Here is a 19,358-nt window from a genome sequence, read left to right on the forward strand (position 1 = left end):
CAGATACTAGGCTGGAAGCAAAGAGAACCACGAACCGTTATGCAGTTTACCGCGCGCGAAGACATCGAAGCTCCGATCAATGCTGTGTTCGAAATGGTCGCCGATTTTGAGCGGTTCGAGCGTTTGGCCATGCGTCGCGGAATCGAAGTGCGGCGCCTGTCGGGCCATATGGGGGTGGTGCCGGGTACGCAGTGGGAAACCGAGTTCAAGCTGCGCGGCAAGCCTCGCCAAATCGCGATTGAGATGGCCGAATGCGACCCACCGTCACTATTGCGATTCGACGCGGTGAGTAAGGGCATGAACGGGGTGACGATCATCGAATTACTGGCCCTGTCGCAGCGCCGCACCCGTCTGAGTGTCGACATGTCGCTTGCGGCCAGATCCCTGCCTGCGCGGCTGTTGCTGCAATCGTTGCGGTTGGGACAAGCGCGGTTCCGGCGGCAGTTTCAGTTACGGCTCAGCGAGTTCGCCCGAGAGATGGAAGAGCGCCATTTGCATGGCGGCTGAAAAGGGCAAGGCGATGGAAAACCTGATTGTCAGGCAGGCGGGTGTGGATGACGCCAAGGGTATCTCAGAGGTTTTGAGGGAGATTGCAGCCGCTGGTAAGCGCAGTAAACCTTGTGATCCGGAATTCGCTAAAGCGCATTATGTGGCCCACCCGGAACAGGTAAAATGCCACGTGGCACTTTCAGGCGCGCGCATTCTGGGGTTTCAATCGTTGAAGCGAGCGGTGGATAACAACCCTTACGGTGCACCTGTCGATTGGGGTGTCATCGGAACGCATGTTCGCCCCTCTGCCGCGCGCCAAGGCATTGGGCGGTGTTTGTTTGAAGCGACACTGGAAGTGGCAAGAGCAATAGGACTTCCTGCGATTGACGCGACCATTGCCGCAACAAATGTAGAAGGTCTGGCCTATTATGCGGCCATGGGTTTCATCGACTACAGGTCGCATGACGACTCTGTCTGCAAGACCTACAGTATCCGTTGATATTTCAAGACTTATCCGCGCGGATGCGCCGCGGGGTAAACGCCCAGCACTTCAACATTGGTGGTGAAGTGCTCCAGCTCGTCCATGGCCAGCTGCACATTGTGGTCGTCTGGGTGACCGACGATATCGGCATAGAACTGCGTAGCAGTGAACGATCCATCGACCATGTAGCTTTCCAGCTTAGTCATGTTAATCCCGTTTGTGGCAAAGCCTCCCATCGCCTTGTACAGCGCCGCCGGAATGTTGCGCACCTGAAAGACAAAGCTGGTGATCATGCCATAGGGGCCACGCTGGGACAGGTCCGCCTGCCGGGACATGACCAGAAAGCGGGTAGTGTTGTTGTCCTGATCCTCGATGTGACGAGCCAGCACGTTCAAGCCATAGATTTCGCCGGCCAGTTCGCTGGCCAGCGCCGCCGAGTGCAGTTCACCCTGCTCTGACACCTCACGCGCGGCGCGGGCGTTGTCGGGGCTGACCCGGCCGCGGATGTTGTGTTTCTTAAGAAACCCGGCGCATTGCGGCAGCAGGACCAGATGCGAATGCGCCTCGGTGATGTCGGTCAGCGTAGCACCGGGCACCGCCAGCAGGTTGATGTGCACACGCACGAAGGCCTCATCAATGATATGCAACCCGCTGTGCGGCAACAGGCGGTGAATATCGGCCACCCGGCCATAGGTCGTGTTTTCGACCGGCAGCATCGCCAGATCCGCCTCGCCCGCGCGCACCGATTCGATCACATCTTCGAACGTACGGCAGGGCAGGGCCTCCATATCGGGGCGCGCATTGCGGCAGGCCTCGTGGCTATAGGCACCGGGTTCCCCCTGAAATGCGATACGATTGGTCATTTGATCGATTCCGTGCAACAAGTTCCAGAATTGGGCGTTTAGTCGCGGTGTCTATACCTTGCCTCTTGCGAGGGGAAGCCTTAGACACCCCGCAGACAGCTGAAATGGACTCGCGATCAATGTTCGACACGATGACAGTTACCAAGGCCGCCGCAGGCCTGTTTGGCACCTTCCTGGTGCTGCTTCTGGCAAAATGGGGCGCCGAGGCGCTGTACCATGCCGATGGGCATGGCGAGACGGCCTCATATATCATCGAAACCGAAAGCGCGGGTGAAAGCGCCGACGGCGAAGAGGTGGTATTCGAAGACATGCTGGCCGCTGCCGATCCGGACAAGGGCGCAAAAGTCTTCCGCAAATGCTCGGCTTGCCACAAGCTTGAAGATGGTGCCAACGGCACCGGCCCGTATCTGTACGGCGTTGTGGATCGTCCGGTCGCGTCGGCGAACGGCTTCGGCGGTTATTCGCCCGGGATGCAGGCTCATGGCGGCAACTGGACACCCGAAGCTTTGGACGCATTCCTGGCCAACCCGAAAAGCTATATCTCGGGCACTTCCATGAGCTTTGCCGGCCTGAAAAAGCCGCAGGAGCGCGCCGACCTGATTGCTTATCTGCAGACCATCGGCAACTGATCCTTTGATCGACCGCACCGAGTTTCAAAGCCGCTGCCCCGCGCAGCGGCTTTATTTTTGCCTAACGACATCTTCACAAAGCGTTCACGCATTCTAAACTTGAACCTGACAGTGCTGGTCATTTAGCTGGCGCGCGCAAGATATAAACTGACCGGATAATCAGGAGAGGCAGCCATGGCGAAAAAAAGTGTTTCGGGCGCGGGGTTCCAGATCGACCGCAGAACCACGTTGCAGATGCTGGGCGGCGGCCTCCTGACGTCAACGCTTGCGCCAGTGCCGGGGTTCGCAGCAGGTGCGGCGGAACCTGAAATCATTCGCGCGCATGGGTATTCGTTCTTTGGCGACCTCAAATACCCGCCGGACTTCAAGCATTTCGATTACGTGAACCCGAACGCTCCGATCGGAGGCGAGATTTCGGTTGCTTCGCGAGGAACCTTCGATGGCATGAACCGCTTCAACTGGCAGGGCAAAGCGGGTCTCTACTCCGGATTGATCGCGGAAAGTATGTTTGGTGACAGCCCATTTGGATCGGCCTCGCCTGCAGACTCAATTACAGAAGCCTATGGTCTGCTGGCGGAAGCCGTCGAATACCCCAGCACCAAGGAATGGTGCATTTTCTATATGCGGCCCGAGGCTCGTTTTGCCGATGGCACACCGCTGACAGCGCATGATGCAGCGTTCACCCATGACCTGTTCCTCGATCAGGGCATTCGCAGCTATGCGCGGGCCGTTAAGCAGCGCATCGAAGGGTACGAGATCATTGATGATCACACGATCAAGTATAATTTCGTTGACGGTATCTCGCGCCGATCGCTTATCTCGCAGGTCGGCGGAACGCCCGTTTTCTCGAAAGCCTGGTACGAAGAAACCGGCGAGCGCTTGGATAAGCAAAGCCTCGTGACACCGATGGGAAGCGGACCTTATGTGCTCGATGATTATGAAATAAACCGCTACATCGTTTATCGCCGAAACCCCGACTATTGGGGTTGGCACCTGCCGATCAACGTTGGTCGGCACAACTTTGAAACCGTGCGGGTCGAATACTTTGCCGATGATTCCGCCGAGTTCGAAGCGTTCAAAGCTGGCATCTACACATTCCGCGAAGAAGGCAGCACCAAGAAATGGGCCACCGGGTACGATTTTCCGGCGGTGCAGAACGGTTATGTAAAGCGTGAGAGCATTCCCGTTATGACGCCTCCTTCACCATCGGGTTTCATCTTCAACATGCAACGTGCCCCGTTTGACAACATCAAGGTCCGCGAGGCGCTTGGGCTGGCGTTCAACTTTGAGTGGACGTCCGAATCCCTTCAGTTTGGGCTGACGGAACCGCGCCATTCATTCGCCGAAAACTCGGAAGTCGCGGCAGATGGTTTGCCCGACGAGATGGAAACAGCGTTCTTGCGGTCTTTGGGTGATATCGTTCCCGAAGAGCTTTTCACGCAAGAGGCGGTGCTTGCCCATACCTCGAATGCGGATCGTACGGTGGACCGCCGCAACAAGCGAAAGGCCCTGAAGCTGTTCGAAGAGGCCGGTTGGTCGGTGTCGAGTAGCGGTAAACTGCAGGACGCGGACGGCAATCCGCTTAAGATCACTATTATGCTCAACGCCTCGTCGTCAGACACGGCCGAGGCCATTGTGACGACTTACGCAGCAAGTCTGGAAAGCTTTGGCGTAGCGGTGACGGTCGAAAAAATCGACAGCGCACAGTGGATTCAGCGGTACTACGACAAAGATTTCGACATGATCTTTTTCCGAAACCAGCCGTTTCTGGAAGCGGGCACCGGGCTCAAACAAGCTTACGGGTCTGAAACCGCAGTTGTTTCGTCCTATAACCCTCAATCCCTGCAGGAACCGCTTGTAGACGCCATCATCGATGCGTCGCTGGACACGAAATCCCGCGAGGAAGAGATCGCTGCGCTGAAATCTCTGGACCGTGTTTTGCGGTATCTCCGAATTCAAGTCCCAACCGGATATGTCTCGGATACGTGGGTCGCTTATTACGACATGTTCGAACATCCCGAAGTGTTGCCGCCACTGGCCGTCGGCCAGTTTGACTTCTGGTGGTTTAACGAAGAGAAGTACCAGAAACTGAAAGCTGCTGGCGCGGTGAGGTAACCGATTTGGGCGCGTATATTCTTCGCCGGCTTTTGCTGGTCATACCGACGCTACTTGGAATCATGATTGTGAACTTCACCCTGGTGCAATTTGTGCCGGGTGGCCCGATCGAGCAGATACTGGCTCAAATGCAGGGCGAAGGTGACGTGTTCGCAGGTTTTGCCGGGGGCGAAGGTGCGCCGGCCGAAGAGACCTTTGGTTCGGACAGCGAATATATCGGCGCCCGAGGTTTGCCGAAGGAGTTCATCGAAGAACTGGAAAAGGAATTTGGCTTCGACAAACCCCCGGTCGAGCGGTTTCTCACAATGATGGGCAACTATATGACGCTGGATTTTGGGCAGAGCTATTTCCGCTCGATCAGCGTGATTGATCTGGTGCTGGAAAAGATGCCGGTGTCGATTTCGCTGGGGTTGTGGTCGACGCTAATCGCTTATCTGGTGTCGATTCCGCTGGGTATCCGTAAGGCGGTCAAGGACGGGTCACGCTTTGACACCTGGACCAGTGGCACCATCATCGTGGCCTATGCGATCCCCGGCTTCCTGTTTGCCATTCTGCTGCTGGTGCTGTTCGCCGGCGGCTCTTACTGGCAGATTTTCCCGCTGCGGGGGCTGACCTCGGACAATTGGGACAACTTCAGTCTGTTTGGCAAAATTGCCGACTATTTCTGGCACATCACCTTGCCGGTGATTGCCCTGACAATCTCTGCTTTTGCGACGCTGACCCTGCTGACCAAGAACTCGTTTTTGGACGAGATCAAGAAACAGTACGTCATGACCGCCCGCGCCAAGGGCCTGAGCGAGGGCAAGGTGCTGTACGGCCATGTTTTCCGCAATGCCATGCTGATCGTGATTGCGGGCTTTCCGGCGGTGTTTATCGGTGTGTTCTTCAGTGGCTCGATCATCATCGAGACCATTTTTTCGCTGGACGGTCTGGGCCGTCTGGGTTTTGAAGCCGCCGTTGCGCGGGATTATCCGGTGATCTTCGGAACGCTGTTCATCTTTGGCCTGATGAGCCTTGTCGTCGGCATAATCAGCGACCTGATGTATGTGCTGGTCGACCCGCGTATCGATTTCGAAAAGCGGGAGGGGTAAATGGCATTGTCCCCCCTCAACCAGCGCCGCTGGCGCAATTTCCGGCGCAATGGTCGGGCGTTCTGGTCGCTGATCATCTTTTCGGTTCTGTTCGGCTTGTCGCTGTTTGCCGAGTTTATCGCCAATGACAAACCGATCCTGGTCAAATACCGGGGTGAGTTCTATACGCCGATCTTTAACTTCTACCCCGAGACCGAGTTCGGCGGTGATTTCCAGACGGAAGCGATCTATCGCGACCCCGAGGTACAATGCCTGATCGACAGCGGCGGGCTGGAATCGTGTTTCGACGATCCCGAAGGGATCATCGATGACATCAATGCAGGCACATTCCAGGCGGATGGGTTCGAACGTGGCTGGTCCATCTGGCCTCTGATCCCCTATTCCTACAGCACGAGCGTGGATCGCCCCGGTGCTGCGCCTCTGCCACCCAATGGGCAGAATCTGCTGGGCACGGATGACACCAAGCGGGACGTGCTGGCGCGGGTGATCTACGGCTTCCGCCTGTCCATTTTGTTCACCCTCGTCGTCACGGGTGTGGCCAGTATGATCGGCATCTTCGCGGGCGCCATTCAGGGGTTCTTTGGCGGCTGGCTGGATCTGGTGTTCCAGCGGATCATCGAAATCTGGTCGGCCACACCATCGCTTTACGTGATCATCATCATGTTCGCCATTCTGGGGCGCAGTTTCTGGCTGTTGGTGGCGCTGATGATCCTGTTTGGCTGGACCGGTCTGGTGGGTGTGGTGCGGGCCGAGTTCCTGCGGGCGCGGAACCTGGAATACGTGCGCGCCGCGCGGGCGCTGGGCGTGGGCAACATGACGATCATGTTCCGGCACATGCTGCCCAACGCGATGGTGGCCACACTGACCTTTATGCCGTTCATCGTGACGGGTACCATTGGCGGCCTGGCCTCGCTGGATTTCCTGGGCTTCGGCCTGCCATCTTCGGCCCCGTCGCTGGGGGAACTGACGCTTCAGGCGAAACAGAACCTGCAGGCGCCGTGGCTGGCCTTCACCGCCTTTTTCACCTTTGCCATCATGCTGTCGCTTCTGGTCTTCATTTTCGAAGGCGTCCGCGATGCGTTTGATCCCAGAAAGACCTTCTCATGAGCCTGCTGGAAGTGAACAACCTCAAGGTCTCGTTCCGGCAGGACGGACAAATCAGCGCGGCGGTCAAGGGTGTGTCCTTCACCGTTGATCGGGGGGAGACAGTGGCTCTGGTGGGCGAATCCGGCTCGGGTAAATCCGTCACCGCCCTGTCCACCGTCTCGTTGCTGGGCGACAGCGCCATTGTCGAGGGATCAGTGAAATACGATGGCGACGAGATGATCGGTGCCTCGCAAGACAAGCTGATGAATGTGCGCGGCAACGACATCAGTTTTATCTTTCAGGAACCGATGACCTCGCTCAACCCGCTGCACACGATCCAGAAGCAAATGGCCGAGTCGCTGGCTCTGCACCAGGGTTTGACCGGTGACGCGGCGCGCGAGCGAATTGTGGAACTGCTGACCAAGGTCGGTATACGTGATCCGCGCGAGCGGCTGGACAGTTATCCGCATCAGCTGTCGGGTGGGCAGCGGCAACGGGTCATGATTGCCATGGCCTTGGCCAACAAGCCCGACATTCTGATCGCGGATGAACCCACAACCGCGCTGGATGTGACCATTCAGGCGCAGATCCTCGAACTGCTGGCCGAGCTCCAGAAATCCGAGAACATGGGGATGCTGTTCATCACCCATGACCTTGGTATTGTGCGGCGCATCGCTGACCGGGTCTGCGTGATGAAGGACGGCAAGATCGTAGAAACCGGCGCTACTGCCGAGATTTTCGACAACCCGCAACACTCCTATACGCGTAAGCTGCTTGGGGCCGAGCCCTCGGGCCATCCTGACCCGGTCGCGCCAGAGGCAGAAGAAGTTGCCCGGACTGACCACCTGAAGGTCTGGTTCCCGATTCAGCGCGGATTTCTGAAGCGCACGGTCGGGTATGTGAAAGCTGTCAACGATGCGACGCTGAGCGTTCGTGCAGGTGAAACGCTTGGGATTGTCGGTGAAAGCGGCTCGGGCAAGACAACGCTGGCGTTGGCCATCATGCGGCTGATCGCATCCGAGGGCGGGATTACCTTCCGGGACCAGGACGTGCGCCGCTGGTCCACGCGTCAGCTGCGGCGGCTGCGCAAGGACATGCAGATCGTGTTTCAGGACCCGTTCGGCAGCCTCAGTCCGCGGATGACCTGCCAGCAGATCATTGCCGAAGGGTTGGCGATCCACAAAGTCGACCCGCACCGTGCCCCGCGTGAGTTGGTCACTGAGGTGATGACAGAAGTGGGGCTCGACCCAGCGGCGATGGACCGCTACCCGCATGAGTTCTCAGGAGGGCAACGCCAGCGCATCGCCATCGCGCGGGCAATGGTGCTGCGGCCCAAATTGCTGGTGTTGGACGAACCGACCAGCGCGCTGGACATGACGGTGCAGGTGCAGATTGTTGACCTGCTGCGCGACCTTCAGCGGAAATACGGTCTGGCCTATCTGTTCATCAGCCATGACCTGAAGGTCGTCCGCGCCATGTCCCACAGTGTGATCGTCATGCGGAACGGTGATGTGGTCGAAATGGGAACGGCTGAGGATTTGTTCGAAAACGCCCAGACCGATTATACCCGCGAACTGATCGCAGCGGCGGGGTAGGGCGGCCAGTGACCCGCCCGGCCAGAGATCAAAGCCCCAAATCTTTTTTGATCTTGTTGAATTTGCTCTTTTGGGTGTCGCCCTTGACCTGTTTTTCGTACTTGTGCTTATACCAATCTGATTTCTCAGGAAGGTAACGTTCCCAAATGGTTCCGTCTGGTGCTGTCACGAACTCCCAGCACTCATTGTACAATTCTGACTTTGTTTGACCGTTCTCAGGCCAATACCAAGTTGTTTCGTTGCACAGTTTTCCTTTGTTGGTGACGTACCATTTACCGATACCGATGGAGTCTCCACTCTTGCCGACGCCGTGCATGACACCGTTGGGAGCCCAATAAAACTTGCTGCCACGGCTCCAGTTTGACGTTTTGCCGGAAAATAACTGTGCAATTTGCTGGGGATCAGTTGCCAATGCACCCTTGGGTTTCCCTTTCGCAAGGCTTTCACCGGCAAGTAGTACCAAGGAAACTACGGCAGCTGTGCTCAGGACGGATTTTGCATACCCCATAACAAAGACTCCTTTCTAACTCGTTCTTAAAAAAAGGGACGTGATCCCGGAGGCCCTCTGACCGGCGTGCCGATCAGAGGAATTCTGGAAATGTCAGTGTGCGTTTGCCGTTTCGCGCGATGCAGATTTCGGCACTGGTCCACGCAACTCCTCGTAGTGATCAAAGCTCAGCTTGACCCAGCCAGTGCCGCGTGTGGCGCTGGCGAGAGTGCGGTGCAGTTCATCCTCGGCCACGGCGGGCAGTTGAGCGTTGAAAATCTCCCAGCCCGAGGCGTTGGGGTTACCTTCAAATCCCAAAACCTGACCCTGCAGCGAACTGATGGTCGGAACCAGATCGCCGACGAAATCCGAGGGTAGGTGAATTTCGGCGTTTAGGATCGGTTGCAGGACCACCGGTTTGGCTTGCGGCAGGGCCTCACGAACGGCGTTTTTGCCAGCTGTGCGGAAGGCGTAATCCGAACTGTCCACATTGTGGTGCTTGCCGTCGCTGAGCGTGACTTTCACATCGACCACCGGGAAACCCTCGGGGCCTTGTGCCAGCGCGTCCTTGGCGCCGTGCTCGACCGAGGGGATATAGTTCTTGGGCACCGCGCCGCCCTTGACGATCTCCTCGAACTGGAAGCCCGCACCCCGCGGCATCGGAGCGACCGAGATCACCACGTCGGCAAACTGCCCCGCGCCACCGGATTGCTTGCGATGGCGGTGGCGATGTTCGACGGGCGCGCGGATGGTTTCGCGATAGGCGGTTTCAACCTGCTCGGCCGCGATCTCGATACCGAAATCCTCGGCCAGCTTGGCGGTGACGCGCCGCATGTGCTGTGGACCCTGCGAGCCCAATACTGCATGGCCGCTTAGTTCATCCTGATCCAGATGCAGGCCCGGGTCGATCTCGACCAGACGGTTCAATGCGTTCGACAGTCTCACGTCATCGCGTTCATGCGCGGGGGACACGATTTGACGGAAGGCGATGGGATGGGACGACGCCCATTCCGGCAAAGGCGTCGCTTCGGTACTGTCATAGAGATTGCCGGGGTTCAGGTGGTCGGATTTTACCGCCAGCCCTATTTGCCCGGCGGGCAGATCGGATATCTGGGTTTTGGCGTCAAGCGTGGTCAGGTTCCCCACGGTCTCACCGCCTAGATTCTCATGCGCTTTTACGCCATCGCCGAGCCCGCGCAGCACGACGATCTTGCCGATATGCTTTTTCACATCAGCAAACCCGGCAATGGCACGGGCATTCTCGGCTGCTTCGTCACGGTCGGCAGCGATATCGAATTCGGGTGCCTCATGCCGCAGCGCCTTCATCAGGCGGGTCAGGCCGTTACCATGGCTGGCCGCGCCCAGGCAGGCCGGGATCAGTTGATGGTTTTGCAGCACCTGCGCGGCCAGGTCATAGACCTCGGCGCTGGGGGGTTGCTTGTCCTCGATCAGTTGCTCCAACAGGTGGTCATCGAAATCTGACAGGGTTTCCAGCAACTCGGTGCGGGCCTCCTGCTCGCGGTCTTCGACCGATTGCGGCAGTTCGATCAGGGCCGAGGGTTGCCCTTCCTGGTACTTCCAAGCCCGTTCCGAGATCAGGTCGACCGCGCCGATGATCGTGTCGCCTTCGCGTATCGGCACCTGTCGCAGGGCGATGTGCTGGGTACAATAGGTCTGAAGCGCCGCAATGATGTCGCGGATGCGTCCATTTGGATTGTCCATGCGGTTGATGAACAGGAAACAGGGGATTCCCGCCTCTTCAACGAGCCGCAGGTACGGGGCGCATAGGACGGCGGCGTTCGGGTCGGGCGGTACGACCACTACGGCGGCGTCCGAGATTGCCATGGCCGGGCCGACATAGGCCAGATTGTCGCCGCCGCCATCTACGTCGATGGCGCACCAGGGCTCGTTCAAGTAAGAAAAACCGTGCAAATGCACGGTTCCGGATACGTCGAATGTGGTGGGCCGGTCGTCGAGGCGGCTTATAGCCTCGACCAGGGTGGTTTTGCCCGATTGGCTGGGGCCGAGGACGGTGAAAACGCGCATAGGTGCTGTCCCTCTTTCAAATTGCAGATCAACTGCACGAAAAGGAAAGCCTTACGCGAATGCGTCGGCGCTATTGTCTGTTACTCGGCCTGCCTCAGGTGCGGGCGAGATGTCGCCCGCCCTGCAAGTGTGTGAAAAACCGACCCGTCGCGTCAAGTCCTGACCTCTTGGCGGGTCAGATTGCTGAGCTGTGGCCGGCTTTACTTAGATCATAGGCGTCGAAACTGCGCGCGATCATGCGGGTCAGCGGACGCGCCTCGGGCGGGATGAACAACCCGTCCTCGGTGATGCGCAACAACCCGTCAAAGGCGCTGTTGGCGTCTTGATACATGCTTTGCAGTTCGGCAGCGGAGATATTGTGGTCGCGCAGAATCTCGGCGCTGTCGATCTGGAAATCGCACATCAACGCTTCGATCAACCGGGCACGCAGGATGTCCTGCCCTTTGAACAGGTGCCCGCGCGAAGTTGAGAAGCGCCCCTCGCGGATTGCCTTGGTATGGGCGGAGGTCGCGGGTGCGTTCTGCGCATAGCCTTGCGGGAAACGCGAGATCGAGCTGGCGCCGACACCGATCAGAACTTCGGCCTGGTCGTCGGTATAGCCCTGGAAGTTCCGCTTGAGCCGCCCGGCTTTCAGCGCATGGGTCAGACCATCGTCCTGCGTGGCAAAGTGGTCAATGCCAATCTCTGCGTAGTTGTCCCACATGAACAGGCGGCGGGCGGTGTCGAACAGGTCCAGCCGCTCTTCGGGGGTGGGCAGGGCATCGGACGGGATCAGCTGTTGCCGCTTGGCCATCCACGGTACGTGGGCGTAACCGTACAGCGCCACCCGATCCGGGCTGAGCGACAGCAGTTTCTGCACGCTTTCCGTCATCCGGTTCTTGGTCTGATGCGGCAGGCCATACAGGATGTCGGCATTAAGGCTGTTGATCCCGCGCGCGCGGATCATGTCCACGGCTTCGCGGGTGGTGTCATAGCTTTGTATACGCCCGATGGTCTTTTGAATCTCATCGTCGAAATCCTGAACCCCGATCGAGGCGCGGTTCATGCCAGCCTCGGCCAGCGCGTCCAGACGGCCTTCGTCGATCTCGTTCGGATCGATCTCAACCGAGAATTCGGCGTTCGGCCCCAGCGGCACAACCTCCAGAATCCGCGCTGCCAGATCGCGCATCAGATCCGGGTTCAGCAGGGTCGGCGTACCACCGCCCCAATGCAGGCGCGACAGGGTGACACCTTCGGGCAGGCGCTCGGCCAGCAGGTCCAGCTCGGCCTTCAGTACATCCACGTAAGCGATGACCGGGTTGTCTGTCTGCGTGCCCTGCGTGCGGCAGGCGCAGAACCAGCACAGCCTGCGGCAGAATGGGACGTGGATATACAGCGATACGGAACTGCCGGGCTTGAGGCCGGAAATCCAGTCACCATAAAGACTTGCCCCCACATCATTGCTGAAATGGGGAGCAGTGGGGTAGCTTGTGTAACGCGGGACTTTCGCGTCAAATAGTCCAAGCTTTGCCAATTGTGGTTTCACTATCATGGCGATACGTTTAAGGGACGACCCGGCCAGATGCTTTGACCGAGATCAAGTGGAAACGCGCATGACACCGATATTCAAGATCGACCATACGAACTGTGGAGACTGCCCTATCCGGCATCGCGCAGTGTGCGCGCACTGCGATGCGAATGAGCTGGAAGAGCTTGAAGGTATTAAGTATTACCGCAGTTTTGAAGCGGGGCAGACGATTATTTGGTCCGGGGATCAGATGAACTTTGTCGGCTCTGTCGTGTCGGGTATCGCATCGTTGACACAGACAATGGAAGACGGGCGCACGCAAATGGTCGGCCTATTGCTGCCCAGCGACTTCGTCGGTCGGCCGGGGCGTGATTCTGCGCCCTATGACGTGCTGGCGACAACTGATCTGGTCATGTGCTGCTTTCGCAAAAAGCCGTTCGAAGACCTGATGAGCAAAACGCCGCATATCGCGCATCGTCTGTTGCAGATGACGCTCGACGAACTGGACGCGGCGCGCGAATGGATGCTGGTGCTGGGGCGCAAGACCGCGCGCGAAAAGATCGCCAGCCTGCTTTCGATCATCGCCCGCCGCGACGCCTCGATCCACCAGAAGGGCAATGCCGGCCCGATCGTGTTCGACCTGCCCCTGACCCGCGAGGCGATGGCGGATTATCTAGGCCTGACGCTGGAAACAGTCAGCCGTCAGATCTCGGCCCTGAAAAAGGAACAGGTCATTCTGCTGGAAGGCAAGCGCCATGTCACGATCCCGGATATGGGGCGCCTGATGGAAGAGGCGGGAGACGACTCGGATGGTGGTTTTCTGGTCTGACACGCTTGCGGCGTGACTGAGGCTGCACACCGTGCTTTACTGGGTCCGGGTGAAGCGATCTTCAGGAGTGAACCATGGGATTCAGTAGCATTCTGGCGATGCTGTTCATCGGCGCAATCGCCGGGTGGCTGTCGGGCAAGATCATGGAAGGCCGTGGCTTTGGTTTGATCGGCAACATCATTGTTGGCATCGTCGGCGCGTTTCTTGCAGGATTGATCTTCCCGGCGCTCGGATTTGCCGTGGGCGGTGGAGTGTTCTCATCGATCTTCTTCGCCACGGTCGGGGCAGTGATCCTGCTGTTCCTGATCGGGCTGGTGAAGCGATAGGAAAACCGCCCCCGAGGGACGGCTATTGTGATCACCTTTACCTCAATGGGCCAAGAAAACCGGCACCGAGGATTGTTCCAGCATGTTCCGGGTCGCACCACCCAGAATGGCTTCACGGAACCGAGAGTGGCCGTAAGCGCCCATGACGATCATGTCCGCTTCGGTGTCCGCAGCGTGCCGGTTCAGGATATCCGACACGCGGGTCATGGTCTTGCTTAGCACGTCAATCTCGCATTTCACGCCATGGCGGGCCAGCATCTGTGACAGCAAACCGCCAGGGTCAGACCGGTCGGGGCCGTGGCGTGGCGGATCGATGACGACGATGCGCACCAGATCGGCTGCGACCAAGAACGGCAGGGCGCGGCGAATGGCACGCATGGCCTCGACGCTTTCGTTCCATCCGATCAGGATCGTGCCGGGTCGTGCAAAGGGAGTGGCGCCCTGCGGTGCGATCAAAACCGGCGCGTGACCCTCGAACATAGCGGCTTCGACGATGGGTTCGGCCTCGGCGCCGCGATCCTCTCCATAAGGTTGTGGCAGGATGACGAGGTCGGAGAATCGCGCACGATGTGCGACATGGCGGCCGATGTCCGATATCTGCGCTACACCGCTTTCGGCGGACCAGCGGGTGTCGGTCTTGCCCAGATAGGTTTTGGCGTAGGACAGGATTTCCTCGGCTTCGGCATTGGCACGATTTAGCGTTTCCTGAAGAATCAAGGCGTTAGCACCGGCGTAGTAATAGCCGGTCTGGCTGCGGTCGACACCGAGGCAGAGCGCTTCGATATGCGCGTCCTGTGCGGATGCCAGCGCCGCCATTTGGGCCAGAGCCGGATCGCTTTGGCTTGTGTCCGTCATGACGGTGAGAAGAGATTTGTAAGCCATTTTGACCTCGTGCCTGCAAAGCGTCTGACTGCGTCCTGATGACCCAGCCGCCAGAATACGATTGTCACAGAAATCAGGCTATTGTCTTGACACAGATCAAAGCAGTTCTGGCCTCTGTCGGACAAAACAGCAGCCAGTCAAATAAGCCCTGCGACACAGATAGAATCGCGCGGGGCATGGCAAAGGGACGCAATATGTCAAATTACATCAAGCTGATCGTGCTTGGTCTGATCGCGATATTCGCTGCGATCGGAACCAATTATGCACGCGATTTGGCGTATCAGGTGCACGCAATTCTGGTGATGGTGATCGCCGTTGGTTTGTTCATCTGGACGCTCAGAAATACCGATGAGCCAGATATTCTCGTGGATCGCTCGGGCGAATACATGGATGGAGTCGTCCGCTTCGGCGTGATCGCAACCGCCTTCTGGGGCGTAGTCGGGTTCCTGGCGGGAACCTTTATTGCGTTCCAGCTGGCCTTTCCGGTGCTCAACTTCGAATGGGCCCAGGGCTATCTGAACTTTGGGCGTCTTCGCCCGCTGCACACCTCGGCGGTTATTTTCGCATTTGGCGGCAACGCGCTGATCGCGACTTCGTTCTATGTCGTGCAGCGCACCAGTGCCGCGCGCCTGTGGGGCGGTAATCTGGCGTGGTTTGTGTTCTGGGGCTACCAGCTGTTCATCGTGCTGGCCGCAACGGGCTATGTGCTGGGCGGTACCCAATCGAAAGAATACGCTGAGCCTGAATGGTATGTTGACCTGTGGCTGACCATCGTCTGGGTGGCCTACCTGGCCGTTTTCCTTGGCACCGTGGTCAAGCGGAAAGAGCCGCACATCTACGTGGCCAACTGGTTCTACCTGGCCTTCATCGTCACCGTAGCGATGCTGCACCTGGTCAACAACATGACCATCCCGGTCAGCATCTGGGGTTCGAAATCGGTCATCGTCTGGTCGGGCGTACAGGACGCCATGATCCAGTGGTGGTACGGCCACAACGCTGTGGGCTTCTTCCTGACTGCAGGCTTTCTGGGCATGATGTACTATTTCATCCCGAAACAGGCTGAACGTCCGGTATTTTCGTACAAACTGTCGATCATCCACTTCTGGGCGCTGATCTTCCTGTATATCTGGGCTGGTCCGCACCACCTGCACTATACCGCGCTGCCTGACTGGGCTTCGACGCTGGGTATGGTGTTCTCGATTGTGCTGTGGATGCCGTCCTGGGGTGGTATGATCAACGGTCTGATGACCCTGTCGGGCGCCTGGGACAAGCTGCGCACGGACCCGGTGATCCGGATGATGGTGATCTCGGTCGGCTTCTACGGCATGTCCACCTTTGAAGGTCCGATGATGTCGATCCGCGCTGTGAACTCGCTCAGCCACTACACCGACTGGACCATTGGCCACGTGCACTCGGGCGCGCTTGGCTGGAACGGAATGATCACCTTTGGTGCGCTGTACTTCCTCGTGCCCGTCCTGTGGAAGCGTGAACGTCTGTATTCGCTGCAGATGGTCAGCTGGCACTTCTGGCTCGCCACCATCGGCATCGTGCTCTACGCCGCGTCGATGTGGGTGACCGGTATCATGGAAGGCCTGATGTGGCGCGAAGTGGATGCCAACGGCTTCCTGGTGAACTCGTTCGCCGACACCGTGGCGGCCAAGTTCCCGATGTATGTGGTGCGTGCTCTGGGTGGCGTCCTGTTCGTCGCTGGTGCTGTGATCATGTGCTACAACCTGTGGATGACTGTGCGGAAAGCGCCGGCCAAAGAGGCCAGCCTGACCGTCGCGGTCCCGGCTGAATAAGGAGGGCCGGTAGCTATGGCAATTCTCGACAAACATAAGATCCTCGAGACCAACGCGACCCTCCTGCTGATCTTCAGCTTTCTGGTCGTAACCATCGGTGGCCTGGTGCAGATCACCCCGCTGTTCTATCTTGAGAACACCATCGAGAAGGTGGAGGGCATGCGCCCTTACACCCCTCTCGAAATGGCGGGCCGTGAGATCTACATCCGTGAAGGCTGCTATGTCTGCCACAGCCAGATGATCCGCCCGATGCGGGACGAGGTCGAACGCTATGGTCACTACTCGCTGGCGGCCGAGTCGATGTACGACCACCCGTTCCAGTGGGGCTCCAAACGTACCGGGCCTGATCTGGCACGCGTGGGTGGCCGTTATTCGGACCAGTGGCATGTGGACCACCTGCGTGATCCGCAGTCGGTTGTGCCGGAATCGGTGATGCCGAAATACGGCTTCCTCGAGCACCGCAAGATCGACGGCAAGTATATCGGTGATGTAATGGCGGCGAACGCCGTAGTGGGCACGCCGTATACCGAAGAGATGCTGGCCAACGCCCAGGCGGACTTCCGTGCGCAGGCTGATCCGGACAGCGACTATGACGGGCTGCTGGAACGCTATGGCGACAAGGTCAGCGTTCGCAACTTCGACGGTCAGCCCGAACTGACCGAAGCGGATGCGCTGGTCGCTTACCTGCAGATGCTGGGTACGCTGGTCGACTTTTCGACCTTTACCCCAGACGCGAGCCGCTAAGGAGGGTGTGATGGAAGAATATACTCTCTTACGGCAATTCGCGGATAGCTGGATGCTGTTGCTTTTGTTTGCCTTCTTTGTTGGCATCGTCATCTGGGTTTTCCGCCCTGGCGCCAGCAAGGAATACAAGGACACCGCCAACATCCCGTTCCGGCATCAAGACAAACCGGCCACATCCGAGGAGGCGCGGCAATGAGCAAACCATCTGAAAAACTGCCGGGCGATCCAAATACAACCGGACATACCTGGGACGGCATCGAAGAATTCGACAATCCAATGCCGCGATGGTGGCTGTGGACCTTCTACGCCACCATCATCTGGGGCGTGATCTACACGATCATGTATCCGGCTTGGCCGTTGGTCCATTCGGCGACTGCAGGTGTTCTGGGCTGGTCCACACGTGAAATCGTGCAAGAGGATATGGTGGCGTTCGAAGAGGCCAACGCACCGTGGAATGCCAAGCTGGTCGAAACGCCGTTAGAGCAGATCTCGGCTGACGCTGAGTTGCAGCAATACGCGGTGAACTCGGGTGGTGCTGTGTTCCGCACCTGGTGTGCGCAGTGTCACGGCTCGGGGGCACAGGGTGCCACTGGCTTCCCGAACCTGCTGGACGATGCCTGGCTGTGGGGCGGTACGCTCGAGGACATCGAGTTCACCATTGCCCACGGTATTCGGAACGAGGAAAGCGATGATGCGCGCTATTCCGAGATGCCGGCCTTTGGCGAAATGCTTGAACAAGACGAAATCACTCAGGTGGTTCAGTATGTCATGTCGCTGACCAATGCGCAGACCGACGATGCGGCGGCGCAGGCGGGCAAGGTTGTCTTCGAAGACAACTGTGCGGCTTGCCACGGCGAAGACGGCAAAGGCGATGTCTTCCAGGGCGCGCCGAACCTGACCGACGCGATCTGGCTCTATGGCGGCAGTGAAGAGGCTCTGACCGAAACGGTCACCTACAGCCGTTTTGGTGTGATGCCTGCTTGGGAAAACCGTCTGACCGACGCGCAGATTCGCGCTGTCTCGGCTTACGTCCACCAGCTTGGTGGTGGTCAGTAAGGTTTAAAGAATACCTTCGGACGGTTCGCCGCCCGAAGGTTGAGGCACCGGCTGTTCCATCTGTTCGCGCGTTTCCTGAACAGCCGGTGCTACATTTCCAGACCAGTAATCCAAAATGTACCGGTCCAGTGCACCTATTACTTGGAGCACGAACCTGTGACGCGCAAGCTTTTCTTCCACCAGTGATCATCAGAAAGCCACTTTGGCTTTGGCGGTTCGTCGCGCGGCTCGGTTTGGGTGGCGACCATGAAAGTTCTGGCAAGAATAGACAGCATCTGATCTCTCCTGAATGTGGGTCCAACTGGATTTAAGATTGATCTGCGGGCGCGGAAATGCGACTCAATTGATGTGTGAAAATGTAAGGTGGACTTACATATGGATTGGTTGAAGATGCCACCGCTTGCGTCGCTGAAGGCCTTCAATGCCTTCGCGGATACGAGAAATGTGGTGCAGGCGGGTACAAAGCTGAATGTCAGTCACGCTGCCATCAGCCAGCAATTGCGCGCGTTGGAAAAGCATCTGGGTGCCGCGTTGCTGGACCGAAGCGGAAAATCCATGACCCTGACCCCCGAGGGCGAGAAACTGGCCCGTGCCCTGCATCTGGGATTTGGTGCCATCGGTGATGCGGTGGCCGACCTGATGCATCTGGCCGAAGATCGTCCGGTTCACATCTCGCTGACCGCGTCTTTTGCGGCCTCGTGGCTGATGCCGCGCCTGCCTGCTTTTCAGCTCGACCATCCCGATATTCCTCTGGTGCTGGACCCCTCGCCGGAATTGGTCAGCCTGCGCCCGGGCGGGGTGGATGTTGCGATCCGGTACGGGGATGGGAACTGGTCCGGTATGACATCGGAACTGTTGCTGCAAAGCCCGATCGTGATCGTCGCTGCGCCCTCGCTGCTGCAGGGCAGGGCGTCGATGACCCCGGACGAACTAAGCCAGTTGCCCTGGCTAGAAGAGCTTGGAACCACCGAGGCGACCACGTGGCTCGCCCGACAAGGCGTTGATCACGGCCCTCTTGCCGGGCGCATCATGTTGCCGGGCAATCTGGTGCTTGAAGGGCTGCGGGCCGGGCAGGGGGTGACCGTCACGGCGCGGCATTTCGTTGAACCCGACATAAAAGCGGGTCGCCTTGTCGAACTGTTTTGCGAACCGGGCGAACGAGGCTATCATATTGTAACCGGCGATGCACCGCTGCGGCCTGCCGTCAAGGTTTTTGTGGGTTGGCTCAGGCGGCAATCTGGTCGCATGTGACAAAAGGTGTCTGTGCGATGCGCTTTTGACCCATGTCAAAGTGGGACACGTTGTGATTTGGGACAAGACGCCTAAAAAA

At 58.3% G+C, this 19,358-nt stretch carries 19 protein-coding genes; 14 read left to right on the forward strand and 5 right to left on the reverse strand.

Translation table 11 applies throughout. The annotated features are described in order from the left end of the window. Window positions 1-39: 39 nt before the first annotated feature. Both ACR0IK_RS21470 and ACR0IK_RS21475 read left to right on the forward strand, forming a co-directional pair. Window positions 40-507: an SRPBCC family protein gene (locus ACR0IK_RS21470; RefSeq protein ID WP_480643193.1), complete on the forward strand. Its 468-nt coding sequence runs from the start codon at window positions 40-42 to the stop codon at window positions 505-507. Continuing rightward, window positions 497-988 (forward strand): N-acetyltransferase family protein, encoded by a 492-nt coding sequence (locus ACR0IK_RS21475; protein ID WP_480643194.1) that lies wholly within the window; start codon window positions 497-499, stop codon window positions 986-988. The genes ACR0IK_RS21470 and ACR0IK_RS21475 overlap by 11 nt, the downstream gene beginning before the upstream one ends. A gap of 11 nt (window positions 989-999) precedes the next feature. Here the strand turns inward: ACR0IK_RS21475 and ACR0IK_RS21480 are convergent, their stop codons facing one another. After that, entirely contained in the window at window positions 1,000-1,833 is an 834-nt protein-coding gene (locus ACR0IK_RS21480; RefSeq protein WP_480643196.1) for a prephenate dehydratase, read from the reverse strand. Window positions 1,834-1,952: 119 nt separating this feature from the next. Between ACR0IK_RS21480 and ACR0IK_RS21485 the strand changes: the two genes are divergently transcribed. The 5 genes from ACR0IK_RS21485 (at window position 1,953) to ACR0IK_RS21505 (ending at window position 8,349) form a co-directional block, all read left to right on the forward strand. Further along, entirely contained in the window at window positions 1,953-2,462 is a 510-nt protein-coding gene (locus tag ACR0IK_RS21485; protein WP_480595531.1) for a c-type cytochrome, read from the forward strand. A gap of 174 nt (window positions 2,463-2,636) precedes the next feature. Next, window positions 2,637-4,577, forward strand: a complete 1,941-nt coding sequence (locus ACR0IK_RS21490; protein WP_480643197.1) for an extracellular solute-binding protein — start codon at window positions 2,637-2,639, stop codon at window positions 4,575-4,577. Between the two features lie 5 nt (window positions 4,578-4,582). Beyond that, window positions 4,583-5,668 (forward strand): microcin C ABC transporter permease YejB, encoded by a 1,086-nt coding sequence (locus ACR0IK_RS21495; protein ID WP_480643199.1) that lies wholly within the window; start codon window positions 4,583-4,585, stop codon window positions 5,666-5,668. Beyond that, on the forward strand, window positions 5,669-6,775 hold the full coding sequence (locus ACR0IK_RS21500) for an ABC transporter permease (protein ID WP_480643200.1): 1,107 nt from the start codon (window positions 5,669-5,671) through the stop codon (window positions 6,773-6,775). Further along, window positions 6,772-8,349, forward strand: coding sequence for an ABC transporter ATP-binding protein (locus tag ACR0IK_RS21505; RefSeq protein WP_480643202.1), 1,578 nt, complete (start codon window positions 6,772-6,774; stop codon window positions 8,347-8,349). Before ACR0IK_RS21500 ends, ACR0IK_RS21505 begins: the two co-directional genes overlap by 4 nt. A gap of 28 nt (window positions 8,350-8,377) precedes the next feature. On the opposite strand, the gene ACR0IK_RS21510 is transcribed toward ACR0IK_RS21505, so the two are convergent. The 3 genes from ACR0IK_RS21510 to hemN all read right to left on the reverse strand — a co-directional run bounded on the left by ACR0IK_RS21510 (window position 8,378) and on the right by hemN (window position 12,413). Beyond that, the gene (locus ACR0IK_RS21510) at window positions 8,378-8,857 is read right to left on the reverse strand and encodes a DUF995 domain-containing protein (protein WP_480643203.1); all 480 of its coding nucleotides are present in this window, start codon (window positions 8,855-8,857) and stop codon (window positions 8,378-8,380) included. Between the two features lie 93 nt (window positions 8,858-8,950). After that, on the reverse strand, window positions 8,951-10,882 hold the full coding sequence (locus ACR0IK_RS21515; protein ID WP_480643204.1) for an elongation factor G: 1,932 nt from the start codon (window positions 10,880-10,882) through the stop codon (window positions 8,951-8,953). A gap of 175 nt (window positions 10,883-11,057) precedes the next feature. Further along, window positions 11,058-12,413: an oxygen-independent coproporphyrinogen III oxidase gene (hemN, locus tag ACR0IK_RS21520; RefSeq protein ID WP_480643205.1), complete on the reverse strand. Its 1,356-nt coding sequence runs from the start codon at window positions 12,411-12,413 to the stop codon at window positions 11,058-11,060. 61 nt (window positions 12,414-12,474) lie between these two features. On the opposite strand from hemN, the gene fnrL reads away from it, so the two are divergent. Together fnrL and ACR0IK_RS21530 are read left to right on the forward strand one after the other, a co-directional pair. Beyond that, a complete protein-coding gene (fnrL, locus tag ACR0IK_RS21525) occupies window positions 12,475-13,218 on the forward strand; it encodes a transcriptional regulator FnrL (RefSeq protein ID WP_480595509.1) in 744 nt (247 codons plus the stop codon). Window positions 13,219-13,292: 74 nt separating this feature from the next. Continuing rightward, on the forward strand, window positions 13,293-13,544 hold the full coding sequence (locus ACR0IK_RS21530) for a GlsB/YeaQ/YmgE family stress response membrane protein (protein ID WP_480595510.1): 252 nt from the start codon (window positions 13,293-13,295) through the stop codon (window positions 13,542-13,544). A 42-nt stretch (window positions 13,545-13,586) separates the two neighbouring features. On the opposite strand, the gene ACR0IK_RS21535 is transcribed toward ACR0IK_RS21530, so the two are convergent. Continuing rightward, the gene (locus tag ACR0IK_RS21535) at window positions 13,587-14,426 is read right to left on the reverse strand and encodes a universal stress protein (protein WP_480595511.1); all 840 of its coding nucleotides are present in this window, start codon (window positions 14,424-14,426) and stop codon (window positions 13,587-13,589) included. 194 nt (window positions 14,427-14,620) lie between these two features. On the opposite strand from ACR0IK_RS21535, the gene ccoN reads away from it, so the two are divergent. From ccoN to ACR0IK_RS21560, 5 genes are all read left to right on the forward strand, one after another. Continuing rightward, window positions 14,621-16,228 (forward strand): cytochrome-c oxidase, cbb3-type subunit I, encoded by a 1,608-nt coding sequence (ccoN, locus tag ACR0IK_RS21540; protein WP_480643206.1) that lies wholly within the window; start codon window positions 14,621-14,623, stop codon window positions 16,226-16,228. 15 nt (window positions 16,229-16,243) lie between these two features. Continuing rightward, complete coding sequence (gene ccoO, locus ACR0IK_RS21545; RefSeq protein WP_480595513.1) at window positions 16,244-16,972, forward strand: cytochrome-c oxidase, cbb3-type subunit II; 729 nt, start codon at window positions 16,244-16,246, stop codon at window positions 16,970-16,972. 10 nt (window positions 16,973-16,982) lie between these two features. Next, a complete protein-coding gene (locus ACR0IK_RS21550) occupies window positions 16,983-17,168 on the forward strand; it encodes a cbb3-type cytochrome c oxidase subunit 3 (RefSeq protein ID WP_170328812.1) in 186 nt (61 codons plus the stop codon). Continuing rightward, the gene (gene ccoP, locus ACR0IK_RS21555) at window positions 17,165-18,028 is read left to right on the forward strand and encodes a cytochrome-c oxidase, cbb3-type subunit III (RefSeq protein ID WP_480595514.1); all 864 of its coding nucleotides are present in this window, start codon (window positions 17,165-17,167) and stop codon (window positions 18,026-18,028) included. Before ACR0IK_RS21550 ends, ccoP begins: the two co-directional genes overlap by 4 nt. Window positions 18,029-18,403: 375 nt before the next feature. Continuing rightward, window positions 18,404-19,279 carry a LysR family transcriptional regulator gene (locus ACR0IK_RS21560; RefSeq protein ID WP_480643207.1) on the forward strand — a complete coding sequence of 292 codons (876 nt, stop codon included), beginning with the start codon at window positions 18,404-18,406 and terminating at the stop codon, window positions 19,277-19,279. Window positions 19,280-19,358: the final 79 nt, after the last annotated feature.

It is taken from the genome of Ruegeria sp. BF7, from assembly GCF_056538605.1.